This window comes from Klebsiella sp. RHBSTW-00484, from assembly GCF_013705725.1.
Taxonomy (GTDB): Bacteria; Pseudomonadota; Gammaproteobacteria; order Enterobacterales; family Enterobacteriaceae; genus Klebsiella.
On record NZ_CP055481.1, the window covers coordinates 4035772 to 4052434 of the forward strand.

Genomic DNA, 16663 nt, shown 5'->3' on the forward strand with positions numbered 1-16663 from the left:
GTTTTTGTGAGTGCTGCGTATAAAAAAGCCAGGTCGTGGTCTGCACGATCTGGCTTATAGAAAGCTGAAGAAATGGAACGTTACTGCTGCGCGAGCTGACCCCGACGGTATTCACCCTGGCGCTCCAGCATCCAGCCCGGATACTCCCGCGGCAGCGCGCTGACCGCATCCAGCAGTTCCAGTTCGACGTCACTGAGGTGAATCGCGGTTGCCGCGAGGTTGTCTGCCAACTGATCCGCACGCTTCGCGCCGATGATCACGCTGCTCACCGCCGGTTGATGCAGCAGCCAGGCCAGCGCGATTTGTGCCACTGAAACGCCTTTAGCCTCGGCGATTCCACGCATCACATCGATACAATCAAAAGCTCGCGTCTTGTTCACCGGTGGGAAATCAAATTCCTGACGGCGACCGCCGCTTGCGGACTGTCCATCGCGATCATATTTCCCGCTGAGCAGGCCGCCAGCCAGCGGGCTCCAGACCATCAATCCCAGCCCTTCGCTTTGCATCATCGGCACCAGTTCACGCTCAAGATCGCGCCCAGCGATGGTGTAGTAAGCCTGCAACGAAGCAAAGCGCGCCAGCCCAAGCCGCTCGGAAATCCCCAGCGCTTTAGCGATTTGCCATGCCGCCCAGTTCGACACGCCGATATAGCGGACGTGACCCTGCTGCACCAAATTATCCAGCGCATACAGCGTCTCTTCGATAGGCGTTGCCGGATCGAAACCGTGCAGTTGATAGAGATCGATATGATCGAGCTGAAGGCGTCGCAGGCTCTCTTTTACGCTGCCAATAATGTGATAGCGCGAGCTGCCGCGTGAATTGACGCCCGCGGTGCCGGTTTCACCAAATACTTTAGTGGCTACCACCACGTTTTCCCGCGGCACTTTCAGATTCTTCAGCGCCTGGCCGGTGATCTCTTCCGAACGCCCTTCAGAATAGACGTCAGCGGTGTCGATAAAGTTAATCCCCGCATCCAGCGCGCTGCCCACCAGCTGTTCCGCTTCCGCCTGACGCAATTGACCCACTTTCCCCCACAGGCCACCTTCTCCGCCGAAGGTCATGGTGCCCAGGCACAGCTCAGAAACAAACAGGCCGGTATGGCCCAGTTTTTGATATCGCATAGAACTCTCCTTAATCAGGATGATTAACTGCCGGGAATAGTTATACCCCGGAGTCGAAGAGTGCGAATGTGGCGTTCCTGTTTGTTTCTTGCCCAATTCTCTGAAAATCAGCGTTGCAGTAACCCGTAGCCCACCAGCGCCGCCCACAGCAGCATGGGTAGAGAATAGAGATGGAAGCGCCACCAGATACGGCGATCGCCTGCCATGCGCAGCGCAATCAGGTTCGCCAGAGAGCCCGGCAGCAGGCCAAAACCGCCCACGTTGACCGCCCAGGCCAGCAGCACCGAAGGCGGAACGTAGTTAAGCAGTAAAATAGTCGCCGGAACGTTGCTGATAAACTGCGACAAGCCAATCGTCGTGAGCCATAACCCTCCGGCAGAAAGCTGTCCGACGCCGTTGAGCGCATGCTGTAGAACCGGGAGCTGGGTCAGCAGGTGAACGTCAATGAACATCGCCATAAAGACCAGCAGCAGCGACCAGTCGACGTTAATCATCACCGCCCGCGCCAGCAACAGAAAACCCAGCGCAATCAGCACCAGCCCCCACAGCTCTTGCTTCAGCTCTAAGGCGGTCAAAAAGACCAGATAGAACGCCAGGCAGCTCCAGACCAGCTTCGGCCGCCATGAAGGCGATCTGTCGCTACTCTGATAGTTAAGGGGCTTCGCAGGAAAACAGAACCAGCACAGCGCCAGCAGAGTGATCATCATCGCCGCCGCCAGGGGTAGCATCTGACCGATGAAAGCCGGGAAAGAGAGGCCGGAACGCCCCCACAGCAGGATGTTTTGCGGGTTGCCGATAGGTGTCAATAAAGACCCGGCGTTGACCGCCAGCGCTTCAAAAATAATTAATCGGCTGGTTGGAATAGCGCACCATTTTTTTAACGTCAGCGTAAGCGGCACGACGATAAACAGCGCGACATCATTGGTTAAGAAAGTGGAAAGTAGCGCGGCAGCCAGCACCATAAAAATGGCTAACTGGCGCTCGGTCACAAAACGGCGCGCCATTTTGCGGCCGAGCACATCAAAATAGCCGCTAAGTTCGATGCCTTTGGTCAGTAGCATCAGCCCGCTAAGAGTAATAATCGTGTGCCAGTCAATGGCGTGAAGCCAGCTTCTGGGTGCAAACGGGACAAAAAAGCTTAAAACAACGCCAACAATCAGCAGCAGATGTAAAAAGCGGTCGCGGGCCAGCGACTGAACAAAGACGAGATTCATTCCTCTTGTAACCCCTGCTTAAGGGTAAACTGTTTAAACATCGCCAGCGTCTCTTCGCTGACATGGTGCTCCATCCCTTCGGCATCGCGACGGGCTATCTCCGGGCTGACCCCAATCACCAGTAAAAAGTTTTCGACGATCTGGTGACGTTCACGGCTCTCGTGCGCCAGCTTTTCGCCTTCAGGGGTTAAAAAGATCCCCCGCCACGGGATCTGCTCGATCAGCCCAACGCTCGCCAGACGTTTTAACATCTTCGCAACCGTTGGCTGCGAAACGCCAAGACGTGCGGCCATATCTACCTGACGAGCCTCACCCACTTCGAGGATCAGATCGGAGATAAGCTCGACGTAGTCATCAATTAACTCCCGACGATGCGCCTCGCGCACCTGACGAAACCCTTCAACGTGTTCTTCGACATTCACTAGCTGCGTCACTTTTTTAGTTATTGGCTTACCTGCGCGACGGTTCATTGTGCTTCCTCATTCCTGTGACGCATCAAGCATCATCTAAAAGGACCCCCATTGTAATGGATCGTGCACAGAGAACAAAAATTTAACGTTTTAGCCATAGCTATACAATATAGCCTGTGCTATATCTGTATGTAATACACACATCCTTCAAGGAGCGAAGGACGAAATTACAGGAGGTCACCATGAACGAATTCAAGAGGTGCTTAAACGTGTTTACTCATTCCCCTTTTAAAGTTCGGTTAATGCTTGTCGGTATGCTGTGCGATCTGATCAACGGCAAACCTCAGCAGGATAAACCGAAAAACTAATGCGGCGTCGCGGTACGCCGCTTCATTTTTCTGCCACAATTCCCCGCCAAACTGTCCGGTTCCTCCGTATTTCTGCGACTTTTTTCAAGTTTTGTAAGCATCCTCCCAAAACAATCTGTTATGGATAGTTGACCTTAACATTTGCAAGCCCTATCTTTTGTCAGCCCTGCCACTACTGCGGCTCGCAGAGACCCTCTTCAGGCACTGTCCAGCAGGTTTTACCCCTTGATGCCAGGGGACGCACATGGCTCTTTTTTGATTGTTTATTATGAATGTCACGCTGAAAGAAACGCTGGTCGCCCGCGGAGTGGTACTGAACCCATGGACAGGATTCTACTTTTTACAATCGCTATTTATTAACCTGGCGCTTGGCTACGATTTTAGCCTGCTCTATACCGTTGCTTTTACCTGCGTACTGCATCTGCTATGGCGGAGCTTTCCGCGTACGCAAAAAGTGGTGATTGGCGCTTATTCGCTGTTAGCTGCCATGTACTATCCGTTTGGCCAGGCCTACGGCGCGCCAAATTTCAATACGCTGCTGGCGCTGCATGCCACCAATATCGAAGAGTCCACCGAGATCCTGACCATCTTTCCGTGGTACAGCTATCTATTAGGCGTATTCATCTTTGCGCTCGGCGTGATTGCCGTGCGCCGCAAACCGCAAGCGTCAACGCGCTGGGGTAAAATCGACACCCTTGGCCTGCTATTCTGCATCGGCATTTTCTTCCTGCAACCGGTGCAAAACCTCGCATGGGGCGGCGTCTTTAAGGTTATCGACACCGGCTATCCTGCCGTACGCTTCGTGAAAGATGTGGTGGTGAATAATAATGAAGTGCTGGATGAACAAGCGCGGATGGCCCAACTGGCAAACATAAAAGATAGCTGGCACGTGCTGGCGGTGAAGCCAAAATATCATCTGTACGTGGTGGTCATCGGAGAAAGCGCACGCCGCGATGCGCTCGGCGCCTTCGGCGGCCATTGGGATAACACGCCGTTTGCCAGTTCGGTAAAAGGTTATCTGTTTAATGACTACATCGCCGCCAGCGGTTCAACGCAGAAGTCGCTCGGTTTAACGCTCAACCGCGTCGTCGATGACAAGCCGCAGTTTCAGGATAACTTTGTCACCCTCGCCAACCGCGCCGGTTTTCAGACCTGGTGGTTCTCGAATCAGGGACAGATTGGCGAATACGACACGGCAATTGCCAGTATCGCCAAACGCGCTGATGAAGTGCAGTTCCTCAAAAATGGCGATTTTGAAGCCAATAAAAATACCCAGGATGAGCAGCTCTTAAAACTTACCGCACAGGTGCTTGCCACCCGTCGTACCCAGCCGCAGCTGATTGTGTTGCATCTGATGGGCTCGCATCCGCAGGCCTGCGATCGCACCAAGGGAAAATACACCGTTTTCGTTCAGTCGAAAGAGACCTCCTGCTATCTCTACACCATGACGCAAACCGATACGCTGCTGAGCAATCTTTATAGCCAGCTACAAAACTCCGGCGACACTTTCTCGATGACCTATTTTTCCGATCATGGTCTGGCGTTCAAGGAGCGTGGGAAAGAGGTGCAGTACCTGGCGCACGATGATAAGTATCAGCAGAACTTCCAGGTGCCGTTTATGGTGCTGTCCAGCGACGATAAAGCGCATAAGGTCATTAAAGCGCGGCGCTCGGCCAATGATTTCCTCAGCTTCTTCTCGCAGTGGACCGGGATCAGCGCTCAGGAGATTACCCCGCGCTATCGTTTTATCTCCGAGCAGAAAGCCGGGGCGACGTACATCACCAACTTCCAGCTGAAGAAAGTTGACTACACCCATTTGGGCACCGACGCTTTCACCGTCAATTAAGTCTGGCGACCTGAAATCGCAGGCAAAAAAAATCCGCCCCTTGAGGCGGATTTTTTACATCACCGAAGTGATTAGAAGCGGTAACCTACGCCAGCAATCCAGGTGCCAACGTCAACGTTACGAATGCGAGACTGCTCGTAGGAGAAGTCCAGAGCAACGTTTTCGATCGGGTTGAACTGCAGGCCAGCACCGTAAGAGAAACCGTAGTCGCTCATATCAGATTTGTTCGGGTAGCTGTTGTCCTGGAATTTACCGTAACCAACACCCACTACACCGTAGATGCTTGCCCAGTCATTCAGACGGTAAGCCGGACCAGCGGTGATACCGTAGTACTGGCCTTTCTTGTAAACGCCATCTTCGGTACGATCTTTAGCGGTATAGGTGAAAGAACCGATAACGCCCAGCGGGTTATTGTCTTGCTCGTAGCGGTATTTCAGGTTGAAACCACCTGCTTTGTTCGCTTCGCCCTGCATGTCGCTCTGAGCGTAACCACCGGTAACGGTAGACGTTGCAGCGAAAGCAGTGGTGCCTACGGATGCAGCCAGTACAACGGCCAGTGCTGAAAAACGTGCAATTTTATTCATAACCACCTCAAATGTGTTTCTAATAAGTCCTAAGCCTTAAATATATCAAAAACTTTTGGGAAACTCTTTTCACTTTACACTGTCTAACGTACTTTTTCATGTAACCAAAAGTTTCCACACTTCTATAACAAACTGGAAAACAACCTTTTTTAGCGGATACATACATATTAAGGCTCACAAAGCGCCCGATATGCATCCAGATTATTCCTAATCATCTGGTGAATTTATCTTCGCACCTCATCTCATTGTACTGCTCCCGGGGCGGATTATTTCAACATTAGCTAAACCGCCGCCGGGTAATTCCTTTACACTGGAACCTTTACCGCGTTTGACAAAATTTGACAGGAGAAAGGATGCCCGGCTCGTCCCGCAAAGTACCGGCATGGTTGCCGATACTGGTTATTATCATCGCCATGATTTCCATCCAGAGCGGCGCATCGCTCGCGAAATCGTTGTTCCCATTAGTGGGTGCACCTGGCGTCACCGCCCTACGTCTGGCCCTGGGAACCTTAATCCTGGTGGTGGTCTTCAAGCCCTGGCGCCTGCGTTTCGCCCCGGAGCAGCGTTTACCGCTGCTGTTATACGGTCTGTCGCTTGGCGCCATGAACTACCTGTTTTATTTATCGATTCAACATATTCCGCTGGGGGTTGCAGTCGCGCTGGAGTTTACCGGGCCGCTGGCCGTGGCATTATTTGGCTCTCGCCGCCCGCTGGACTTTGTGTGGGTGGCTCTGGCGGTGCTCGGACTGTGGTTCCTGCTGCCGCTGGGGCAAGACGTTTCGCAGATAGATCCGATGGGCGCGCTGTTGGCGCTTGGGGCAGGAGCCTGCTGGGCAGTCTACATTCTCACCGGCCAGCGTGCCGGGGAAGAGCACGGCCCGGCAACGGTGGCGATGGGTTCGCTTATCGCCGCAGTGGTTTTCGTGCCGATAGGGATGATTCAGGCCAGCGATACGTTATTTCAGTGGGCGCTACTGTTGCCAGGGCTCGGGATCGCTATTTTGTCGACCGCTCTGCCCTACTCGCTGGAGATGATCGCCCTTACCCGCATGCCCAGCAAAACATTTGGTACGCTGATGAGCATGGAACCGGCCCTTGCCGCGCTTTCCGGGATGGTATTTCTTGGCGAGATGCTAACCCTCGTGCAAACGCTGGCGCTGGGGGCAATTATCCTCGCCTCAATGGGCTCCACTTTGACGATGCGTCGGGAAAGTAAAATAAAAGAAGTCGACATTAACTGATCGCAGGCTCTGCTTGATGACAACCCATCATGCAGAGCCTTAGTTAATTGATTTATAAGATATAAAAACCGTCCAACAGACCTGTGCTATCAGACCGATAGAGACTACCGACACTGCAAACATCATATCCGTTGCTATACTTAATCCCGCAAGTTATTGGGACGAGACGCTCCGCATAATTCAAATTTGAAGTATGACGAGTACAAATATCAAGAGGATATGAAACTATGAGTACCGCAAAACTGGTTAAAACTAAAGCAACGAATCTGCTCTATACCCGTAACGACGTCGCAGATAGCGCGAAGAAGGCGACCGTTGAGCTGCTGAATCGCCAGGTGATCCAGTTCATTGACCTGTCGCTGATTACCAAGCAGGCTCACTGGAATATGCGCGGTGCAAACTTCATTGCCGTTCATGAAATGCTGGACGGCTTTCGCACCGCGCTAGTCGACCATCTTGATACCATGGCCGAACGTGCCGTACAGCTTGGCGGCGTGGCGCTGGGGACCACTCAGGTCATCAATAGCAAAAGTCCGCTGAAAAGCTACCCGCTGGATATCCATAGCGTGCAGGACCATCTGAAAGAGCTGGCCGATCGCTACGCCATCGTCGCTAACGACGTGCGTAAAGCCATCGAAGAAGTAAAAGATGAAGATACTGCCGATATCTTTACCGCAGCTTCCCGTGACCTGGATAAATTCCTGTGGTTCATCGAAGCCAATATTGAGTAATGCCAACTGCCGTCAGCCCCGCTGGCGGCTTTTTTTGTTCCACCACCCCAATCGCCTTAATGCACCATATCAGTGCACGAAAGTGTTCAAAATACGCACCAAAGTAAATCAATTGTAATAATCACCTCACACAATCGTTACGGCGAGATTGTTTTCCCCTCTGGTTTTGCGTTAAAAATGCTCTTGTTATGCGATGTGCTTATGATGCACCAAAACAACGCCCCACAACGGTGCAATTAGCGTTATCCGTTATCAAAAGCGTGCAATGAGATTCATCCTGGTTGTTGTAAAACAACAAGTTGTAAAACTGGCACGATTTTTTCATAAGACTATTCGTTCTCGCAGGGGATCATCCCGTGGATAAAAAAGGAAATGCTATGAAGTCTGTATTTAAAGTTTCACTGGCTGCACTGACCCTGGCTTTTGCGGTTTCTTCTCACGCCGCTGATAAACTGATTGTCGCGACCGATACGGCATTTGTTCCGTTCGAATTCAAGCAGGGCGATAAGTACGTTGGTTTCGACGTCGACTTGTGGGCTGCCGTCGCCAAAGAGCTGAAGCTGGACTATACCCTGAAGCCAATGGACTTCAGCGGCATTATTCCGGCGCTGCAAACCAAAAATATCGACCTCGCGCTGGCGGGAATTACCATCACTGAAGAACGTAAAAAAGCAATCGACTTCTCTGATGGCTATTACAAAAGCGGTCTGCTGGTGATGGTCAACGCCAATAATAATGACATCAAAGATGTTAAAGATCTGAACGGTAAAGTGGTGGCAGTGAAAGGCGGTACCGGCTCCGTTGACTACGCGAAGGCCAATATCAAAACCAAAGATCTGCGTCAGTTCCCGAACATCGACAATGCCTATATGGAACTGGGCACCGGTCGCGCTGATGCTGTACTGCACGATACGCCGAACATTCTTTACTTCATCAAAACTGCGGGTAACGGCAAGTTCAAAGCGGTCGGTGATTCACTGGAAGCGCAAGACTACGGTATCGCCTTCCCGAAAGGCAGCGACGAACTGCGTGAAAAAGTGAACGGCGCGCTGAAAACGCTGCGTGAAAACGGCACTTACAACGAAATTTATAAAAAATGGTTCGGTACTGAACCAAAATAATAATTAGCGTTTTCTCTTCCAGGCCTGCGGATAAGCAGGCCTGAATGATTTTCTCAGAGGGTCTCCTCTGTTTTCGACACGGTAACAGGAACACATTTATGCAGTTTGACTGGAGTGCCATCTGGCCCGCCATTCCAATTTTGCTGGAAGGCGCCAAAATGACGCTGTGGATTTCCGTCCTCGGCCTGGTCGGCGGCCTGATAATCGGCCTGGTGGCTGGTTTCGCCCGCTGTTTCGGCGGTTGGATAGCCAATCACACCGCGCTGGTTTTTATCGAAATCATTCGCGGCACCCCGATTGTGGTGCAGGTGATGTTTATCTACTTCGCCCTGCCAATGGCGTTCAATGATTTACGCATCGACCCGTTCTCCGCAGCGGTGGTTACCATTATGATCAACTCCGGCGCCTATATTGCAGAAATCACCCGCGGCGCGGTGTTGTCTATCCATAAAGGCTTTCGCGAAGCGGGCCTTGCGCTGGGCCTTTCACGTCGTGAAACCATCCGCCACGTGATCCTGCCGCTGGCGCTGCGCCGTATGCTGCCGCCGCTGGGCAACCAGTGGATTATCAGCATCAAGGATACTTCACTGTTTATCGTCATCGGCGTTGCCGAGCTGACCCGCCAGGGCCAGGAAATCATTGCCGGTAACTTCCGCGCGCTGGAAATCTGGAGCGCCGTTGCCGTCATTTATCTGATCATCACCCTGGTGCTGAGCTTTGTTCTGCGTCGTCTCGAAAGAAGGATGAAAATCCTGTGATTGAATTTAAAAACGTTTCCAAGCATTTTGGCCCAACTAAAGTGCTGCATGATATCGATCTGAAGATCAACCAGGGCGAAGTGGTGGTCATTATCGGGCCGTCCGGATCCGGTAAATCAACCCTGCTGCGCTGTATCAACAAACTTGAAGAGATTACCAGCGGCGAACTGATCGTCGATGGCCTGAAGGTCAACGATCCTAAAGTCGACGAGCGACTGATTCGTCAGGAAGCAGGCATGGTGTTCCAGCAGTTTTATCTGTTCCCGCATTTGACGGCGCTGGAAAACGTCATGTTTGGCCCGCTGCGCGTTCGCGGTGCCAGTAAAGCGGCGGCGGAAAAGCTGGCGAAAGAGCTGCTGGAAAAAGTGGGGCTGGCGGAGCGTGCACACCACTATCCTTCTGAGCTTTCCGGCGGTCAGCAGCAGCGCGTGGCGATTGCCCGTGCGCTGGCCGTAAAGCCGAAAATGATGCTGTTTGATGAGCCGACATCTGCGCTGGACCCCGAACTGCGTCACGAAGTGCTGAAAGTGATGCAGGATCTGGCCGAAGAAGGCATGACCATGGTCATCGTCACCCACGAAATTGGCTTTGCCGAAAAAGTGGCTTCGCGCCTGATCTTTATCGATAAAGGGCGTATTGCGGAAGATGGCGATCCGCAGGTACTGGTTAAGAACCCGCCAAGCCCGCGCCTGCGCGAGTTTTTGCAGCACGTAGCCTAATGCCCAACGGCTCTCCCCATTCGTGGGAGAGCCGCTTTCCAGAATCATCCCAACCCTTTCCTCCAGATATCGTCTTCTATACTTATCGGTTTGAGATGCAATGGAGGTGCCTGTGCTGCGGATTCTGTTACTGCTCGCCATGCTGTTTACCACCCCGCTATTCGCCGCAACGCTGCCCGGCGTACCGGCTGCCACGACTGACCAGCCCAGCAGCAGCGAACCCGATCTTGAGCAGAAGAAAGCCGCCTACGGCGCGCTGGCCGACGTGCTCGAAAACACCGATGCTCGTCAGGAGCTTATCGACCAGTTGCGTAAAGCCGCCGCCACGCCTCCGCCTGCCAGCACGCCAAAGCTGACGCCGCCCGAAGTCGAAGATGAGACCACGGTGCTGGAAAACGTTACCCAAATCAGCCGCGAATATGGCGAGCAGCTCTCGTCGCGTTTCTCCCAACTGTGGCGTAACATCACCGGCTCTCCGCATAAGCCCTTCAATTCACAAACGTTCGGCAATGCCGCATACCATTTTTTACTGCTGGCGGGGCTGGTTTTTGCCTTCTGGTGGCTGGTACGCCTGGCGGCCCTACCGCTGTATCGCAAAATGGGCCACTGGGGGCGACACAAAAACCGCGATCGCAGCAACTGGCTCCAGCTTCCCTCAACCATTGCCGGAGCTTTTATCTTTGACCTGCTTCTGCTCGCGCTGACGCTATTCGTCGGTCAGCTGTTAAGCGATCGCCTCAACGGCAATAATCCCACCATCGCCTTTCAGCAAAGTCTGTTTCTGAACGCTTTCGCGCTGATTGAGTTTTTCAAAGCTCTTCTGCGGGTGATTTTCTGCCCACGGATCCCTGAACTGCGGCCGTTCAATCTCAGCAATGAGGCAGCGAAATACTGGAATTTGCGCCTGAGCGCCCTGAGTAGCCTGATTGGCTACGGCCTGATCGTCGCGGTTCCCATTATTTCCAATCAGGTCAACGTCCAGGTTGGCGCGCTGGCCAACGTCATGATTATGCTGTGCATTACCCTGTGGGCGCTGTACCTGATTTTTCACAATAAGGCATTGATTACTCAGGGGCTTATTCAGCTTGCCGATCGTTCATTGGCCTTCTTCAGTTTGTTTATCCGCGCCTTTGCCCTGATCTGGCACTGGCTGGCCTGCGCCTATTTTATCGTGCTGTTTTTCTTCTCGCTGTTCGATCCCGGCAATAGCCTGAAATTTATGATGGGCGCGACGTTACGCAGTCTGGCGATTATCGGCGCTGCTGCGCTGGTTTCTGGCATCTTGTCGCGCTGGATTGCCAAAACCATCACATTGTCGCCAGAAACCCAACGCAATTACCCCGAGCTGCAAAAGAGGCTTAACAGCTGGATATCCGCTTCCCTAAAAGTCGCGCGGATATTAACGGTCTGCGTGGCGATCATGCTGCTGCTCAGCGCCTGGGGACTGTTCGATTTTTGGAGCTGGATCCATAACGGTAGCGGGCAAAAAGCGGTAGATGTTCTGATTCGCATCGCGCTGATCCTGTTCTTCTCGGCGATTGGCTGGACGCTGCTCGCCAGCCTGATAGAGAACCGCCTGGCGTCGGATATTCACGGCCGCCCGCTGCCCAGCGCCCGCGCCCGGACGCTGTTGACGCTGTTTCGCAACGCGCTGGCGGTGGTGATCAGCACCATTACGGTGATGATCCTGCTTTCGGAAGTGGGGGTGAACATCGCCCCACTGCTGGCCGGTGCCGGGGCGTTGGGCCTCGCGATTTCGTTCGGTGCGCAAACTCTGGTCAAAGATATTATTACCGGGATTTTTATCCAGTTTGAAAACGGCATGAATACCGGCGATCTGGTCACTATTGGGCCGTTAACCGGCACAGTGGAACGGATGTCGATTCGCTCCGTCGGCGTGCGCCAGGATACCGGCGCCTATCATATTATTCCGTGGTCTTCGATAACCACCTTCGCCAACTTCGTGCGCGGCATCGGTTCAGTGGTCGCCAACTATGATGTCGACCGGCAGGAGAGTCTGGATAAGGCCAATCAGGCATTGAAAGAGGCGGTAGCGGAAGTGATGGCACAGGAAGAGGTTCGCGGGCTGATCATTGGCGAACCGTCTTTCGCCGGACTGGTGGGCTTGAGTAATACCGCCTTCACCCTGCGGGTCACCTTCACCACCCTGCCGTTGAAGCAGTGGACGGTTCGTTTTGCCCTCGATACCCAGGTGAAAAGACATTTCGACCTCGCTGGCGTCCGCGCACCGGTGCAGACTTATCAGGTGCTGCCAACCCCGGTACCTGCCGGGCCGCCGGCTCCTGCGGAGCCGACGTTATAGCAGATTAAAACGGACGGCGGCGTTTGGCTTCGTCCATAAAGGTCCAGGCGATAAAGCGGCTTTGCTTGTTGCCCTGGGCCATCTCTTTTTTCACCACTTTTACCGCGCCGACGTCGGTCAGCGCGCGATACAGCAGCGGCAAATTGTCACCACGGGAAACCAGTGAGGTAAACCACTTCACCTGACGGCCAAACTGCTGGCTCTCCTGAATCATCTGGGTGATAAAGGCTACCTCGCCTCCCTCGCACCACAGCTCCTGCTGCTGGCCGCCAAAGTTGGTTACGCTATCTTCGCCTAGTCCCAGATTGCGACGTTTGCGCTCGCCGCCTTCCCGCGCGCTGGCGGCGGAATCATGGAACGGTGGGTTGCACAGGGTCGCGTCGTAAGTTTCGTTTTTATGAATAATTCCGGTCAAAATCGCTTTGGTATCTTTTTGGCGACGCAGGCGAATCTGGCGAGTCAATCCAGGATTACCGTTGACGATAGCCTGCGCGCTGGCGAAAGCTTCAGCATGCGTTTCACTGCCGGTAAAACGCCAACCGTATTCGTGTACGCCAATCAGCGGATAGATGCAGTTTGCGCCGACGCCAATATCAAGAATGCTGGCCTGCGAGGGAATAGTCCCAGTGTCCAGCGCCAGCAAATCGGCGAGGTGATGAATGTAATCAGCTCTTCCCGGCACCGGCGGGCAGAGAAAGCCCTCAGGGATATCCCAGTGTTTCACCGCGTAAAAATGCGCCAGCAGCGCTTTATTCAGCGCCTTCACCGCCAGCGGGTTGGCAAAGTCGATGGTCTGCTCACCCACCGGATTGAGGGTGATAAAGGCCTGAAGCTCAGTGTGGGCCTGGCACAATACGGGCAAATCGTAGCGTTGGTGGTGGCGGTTACGCGGGTGTAACCCCGGTTTCTGGGCTTTCATGGCAATCTCCTTTGAACAGCCGCGTAAGATACCCGTTGACGGCGGCGCGGTAAATAAGTGAGTCTGGATATCTACTCTTTCGTCATGGGTTTCGTATGTACTTCTATCAACCTTCGCACGGACACGGTCTGCCGCACGACCCGCTTAATGCCATTATCGGGCCTCGGCCCATCGGCTGGATCGCTTCGCTGGATAGCTGCGGGCAGCGCAATCTCGCACCCTACAGTTTTTTTAACTGCTTTAACTATCGGCCACCGATTATCGGTTTTGCCAGCAGCGGCTGGAAAGATAGCGTGCAGAATATCGTCGAGACTAAAGAGTTCGTCTGGAACCTGGCCACTCGTCCTCTGGCGGTAGCGATGAACGAAACGTCCGCCAGTATACCGCGTAATGAGGATGAATTTTCACGCGCCGGGCTCACGCCCGCTGCCAGCCGTATTGTCAGCGCCCCACGGGTTGCCGAAAGCCCGGTGAACTTCGAATGTCGCCTCTCGCAGTGCATCCAGTTGACCACCGCCGACGGCATGGCGGTTGAAAGCTGGCTGGTGCTGGGCGAAGTGGTGGCGGTGCATATCGACGAGTCGCTGCTGGAGGAAGGGATTTACCAGACCGCTAAAGCCCAGCCGATTTTGCGCGCCGGAGGCCCCAGCGCTTATTACGGCATCGATGAAAGCTTGCGCTTTGATCTTGTTCGTCCGGACGCACGCTAACTCCTTTATCCTGAATTACGCAATCTGCAATATAGGGCCCACATCCAGGTTGGGCTCGTTCCGCTTTTATCCTCGCCCATAGCGCCCCTTCTTTATGTAGAAAAAATGCAGTCAATGTAAATAAATGTATTTATTTTTTTATAAATGAGTGATAAAAATTCGGCCGTTGTTTGATAATGATTATCACAATCATTATCAAAAGCATTGCTTTTGTTAAAAATCACCTGCAGTGGTCGGGGCGAAGCATCGCTTCGTCTGCGGTCGTTATGGCCTAATTAAAACTATAAGTCACTTATTGATATGGAAAAAAATAACAATTTGCCGTTCAGCAGTTTCAACTCACTGACAATCTTCACCGGTTTATGCCTGAGTCTCTCTCCGACCGGTCAAGTGCTTGCAGCGGACAGCACTGAAAAGAATGCTGGCGAAACGCTGGTGGTCGAAGCGCAAACTCCATCGCTGTATGCGCCGACTCACTCCGCCGATCCTAAATTTTCTCGTCCGATCGCCGATACCACGCGAACGGTCACCGTTGTCTCTGAGCAGGTGATGAAGGATCAGGGCGTCACCAACCTCACCGATGCGCTGAAGAACGTTCCCGGCGTGGGCGCGTTCTTTGCTGGTGAAAATGGCAACTCCACCACCGGCGACGCCATCTACATGCGCGGCGCAGATACCTCCAACAGTATTTACGTCGACGGTATTCGCGATATCGGCAGCGTCAGCCGCGATACCTTCAACACTGAACAGGTTGAGGTCATCAAGGGGCCGTCTGGTTCCGACTACGGTCGCAGCGCGCCGACCGGTTCAATCAATATGATCAGCAAACAGCCGCGTCTGGACTCCGGCATCGATGCTTCCGCAAGCGTAGGTAGCGCCTGGTTCCGTCGCGGCACGCTGGATATCAACGAGACCATTGGCGAAACCAGCGCGGTGCGCCTGAATCTGATGGGTGAAAAAACTCACGATGCAGGCCGCGACAAGGTGAAAAACGAGCGTTACGGCGTGGCGCCATCGGCGGCGTTCGGTCTTGGCACTGAGACCCGCTTGTACCTGAACTATCTGCACGTGACCCAGCACAATACGCCAGATGGCGGCATTCCGACTATCGGTCTGCCAGGGTATTCCGCCCCCAGCGCCAGCACCTCGGCGCTGAATCACTCCGGTAAAGTAGCCACCAGCAACTTCTACGGCACCAATTCCGACTACGATGATTCCACCACCGATACCGTGACGATGCGCTTCGAACACGATCTGAGCGACACCACGACCATTCGGAACACTACCCGCTGGTCTCGCGTGAAGCAGGATTATCTGATGACCGCGGTGATGGGTGGAGCATCAAACATCACCCAGCCCAATCCTGGCGATGTCGGCAGCTGGACCTGGTCACGTCTGGCAAACACCAAAGACACCAGCAACAAGATCCTCACTAACCAGACTAACCTGACCTCGAAGTTCTACACCGGTTCCATCGGCCATGACGTCAGCACCGGTGTGGAATTCACTCGCGAAACGCAGACCAACTACGGGGTTTATCCGCTAACGCCGCCGGCGGTGAATATTTATCACCCGAACAGCGATATCTCCATCGGCGGCCTGGACCGCAGCGGCGCCAACGCCAACGGGCAAACGGATACCTTCGGCGTTTATGCCTTCGACACCCTGCAAATTACTCAGGACTTCGAACTTAACGGCGGGATCCGTCTGGATAATTACCAGACCAAATACGATAGCGCGAGCCTGTGCGGCGGAACCGGACGCGGTGCTATCGCCTGCCCGACGGGCGTAGAGAAAAATACGCCCGTCACCACCGTCGATACTTCCACCAGCGGTAACCTGGTAAACTGGAAAGCCGGTGCGCTGTATCATCTGACCAATAACGGCAATATCTACGTCAACTACGCCGTTTCTCAGCAGCCGCCGGGAGGCAGCAACTTCACCCTCGCGCAAAGTGGTACCGGCAACAGTGCCAACCGTACCGACTTTAAACCGCAGAAAGCAAAAACCAGCGAAGTCGGAACCAAGTGGGAGCTCATGGACAAGCGCCTGCTGCTGACCGCCGCCCTCTTCCGTACTGATATTGAAAACGAAGTCGAACAGAACGACGACGGCACCTATTCACAGTACGGTAAGAAACGCGTGGAAGGCTATGAGATCTCTCTGGCCGGTAACATTACTCCTGACTGGCAGGTTATCGGCGGCTATACCCAACAGCGCGCCAGCATTAGCGAAGGCGCGAATACCGCCCAGGATGGCACCAGCGCGCTACCGTATACGCCAGAGCACGCATTTACCGTCTGGAGCCAATATCAGGCCACTGACGCGCTCTCCGTTGGCGCTGGCGCACGCTACGTCGGCAGTATGCATCGCGGCAGCGACGGCGCGGTCGGTACGCCGTCCTATACCGAAGGCTACTGGGTAGCGGATGCCAAGGTGGGTTATCGTATTAACCGTAATCTCGACCTGCAGCTGAACGTCTATAACCTGTTTGATACCGACTATGTCGCCTCTATTAATAAGAGCGGCTATCGCTATCACCCGGGGGAACCACGGACCTTCTTGTTAACCGCCAATATGCATTTCTGATCCACGATG

General features: G+C 53.7%; 15 protein-coding genes. 10 read left to right on the plus strand and 5 right to left on the minus strand.

Annotation, left to right across the window (positions count from 1 at the left end):
• Positions 1-80: 80 nt before the first annotated feature.
• The 3 genes from HV213_RS19100 to mntR all read right to left on the minus strand — a co-directional run bounded on the left by HV213_RS19100 (position 81) and on the right by mntR (position 2805).
• Entirely contained in the window at positions 81-1121 is a 1041-nt protein-coding gene (locus HV213_RS19100) for an aldo/keto reductase (protein WP_181482906.1), read from the minus strand.
• 107 nt (positions 1122-1228) lie between these two features.
• On the minus strand, positions 1229-2335 hold the full coding sequence (locus tag HV213_RS19105) for an anion transporter (RefSeq protein WP_181482907.1): 1107 nt from the start codon (positions 2333-2335) through the stop codon (positions 1229-1231).
• Positions 2332-2805, minus strand: coding sequence for a manganese-binding transcriptional regulator MntR (gene mntR / locus HV213_RS19110; RefSeq protein WP_181482908.1), 474 nt, complete (start codon positions 2803-2805; stop codon positions 2332-2334). The genes HV213_RS19105 and mntR overlap by 4 nt, the downstream gene beginning before the upstream one ends.
• A gap of 182 nt (positions 2806-2987) precedes the next feature.
• On the opposite strand from mntR, the gene mntS reads away from it, so the two are divergent.
• Positions 2988-3113 carry a manganase accumulation protein MntS gene (mntS, locus tag HV213_RS19115; protein WP_110275355.1) on the plus strand — a complete coding sequence of 42 codons (126 nt, stop codon included), beginning with the start codon at positions 2988-2990 and terminating at the stop codon, positions 3111-3113.
• 268 nt (positions 3114-3381) lie between these two features.
• Entirely contained in the window at positions 3382-4959 is a 1578-nt protein-coding gene (locus HV213_RS19120) for a phosphoethanolamine transferase (protein WP_181486456.1), read from the plus strand.
• A 71-nt stretch (positions 4960-5030) separates the two neighbouring features.
• Here the strand turns inward: HV213_RS19120 and ompX are convergent, their stop codons facing one another.
• Positions 5031-5543, minus strand: a complete 513-nt coding sequence (gene ompX, locus HV213_RS19125) for an outer membrane protein OmpX (RefSeq protein ID WP_110275359.1) — start codon at positions 5541-5543, stop codon at positions 5031-5033.
• 353 nt (positions 5544-5896) lie between these two features.
• On the opposite strand from ompX, the gene rhtA reads away from it, so the two are divergent.
• The 6 genes from rhtA (at position 5897) to ybiO (ending at position 12436) form a co-directional block, all read left to right on the plus strand.
• Positions 5897-6784, plus strand: a complete 888-nt coding sequence (gene rhtA, locus HV213_RS19130; RefSeq protein WP_142513193.1) for a threonine/homoserine exporter RhtA — start codon at positions 5897-5899, stop codon at positions 6782-6784.
• Between the two features lie 227 nt (positions 6785-7011).
• Positions 7012-7515, plus strand: coding sequence for a DNA starvation/stationary phase protection protein Dps (gene dps / locus HV213_RS19135; RefSeq protein ID WP_181482909.1), 504 nt, complete (start codon positions 7012-7014; stop codon positions 7513-7515).
• 377 nt (positions 7516-7892) lie between these two features.
• Positions 7893-8636: a glutamine ABC transporter substrate-binding protein GlnH gene (gene glnH / locus HV213_RS19140; protein WP_110275365.1), complete on the plus strand. Its 744-nt coding sequence runs from the start codon at positions 7893-7895 to the stop codon at positions 8634-8636.
• Positions 8637-8734: 98 nt separating this feature from the next.
• Positions 8735-9394, plus strand: coding sequence for a glutamine ABC transporter permease GlnP (gene glnP / locus HV213_RS19145; RefSeq protein ID WP_110275367.1), 660 nt, complete (start codon positions 8735-8737; stop codon positions 9392-9394).
• Positions 9391-10113: a glutamine ABC transporter ATP-binding protein GlnQ gene (gene glnQ, locus HV213_RS19150; protein ID WP_112214715.1), complete on the plus strand. Its 723-nt coding sequence runs from the start codon at positions 9391-9393 to the stop codon at positions 10111-10113. The genes glnP and glnQ overlap by 4 nt, the downstream gene beginning before the upstream one ends.
• 100 nt (positions 10114-10213) lie before the next feature.
• Positions 10214-12436: a mechanosensitive channel protein gene (ybiO, locus tag HV213_RS19155; RefSeq protein ID WP_442788114.1), complete on the plus strand. Its 2223-nt coding sequence runs from the start codon at positions 10214-10216 to the stop codon at positions 12434-12436.
• 4 nt (positions 12437-12440) lie between these two features.
• Here the strand turns inward: ybiO and rlmF are convergent, their stop codons facing one another.
• Complete coding sequence (rlmF, locus tag HV213_RS19160) at positions 12441-13355, minus strand: 23S rRNA (adenine(1618)-N(6))-methyltransferase RlmF (protein WP_181482911.1); 915 nt, start codon at positions 13353-13355, stop codon at positions 12441-12443.
• 95 nt (positions 13356-13450) lie between these two features.
• On the opposite strand from rlmF, the gene HV213_RS19165 reads away from it, so the two are divergent.
• Both HV213_RS19165 and HV213_RS19170 read left to right on the plus strand, forming a co-directional pair.
• On the plus strand, positions 13451-14065 hold the full coding sequence (locus HV213_RS19165) for a flavin reductase family protein (RefSeq protein WP_110275375.1): 615 nt from the start codon (positions 13451-13453) through the stop codon (positions 14063-14065).
• 300 nt (positions 14066-14365) lie between these two features.
• A complete protein-coding gene (locus tag HV213_RS19170) occupies positions 14366-16654 on the plus strand; it encodes a catecholate siderophore receptor Fiu (RefSeq protein ID WP_181482912.1) in 2289 nt (762 codons plus the stop codon).
• Positions 16655-16663 lie beyond the last annotated feature (9 nt).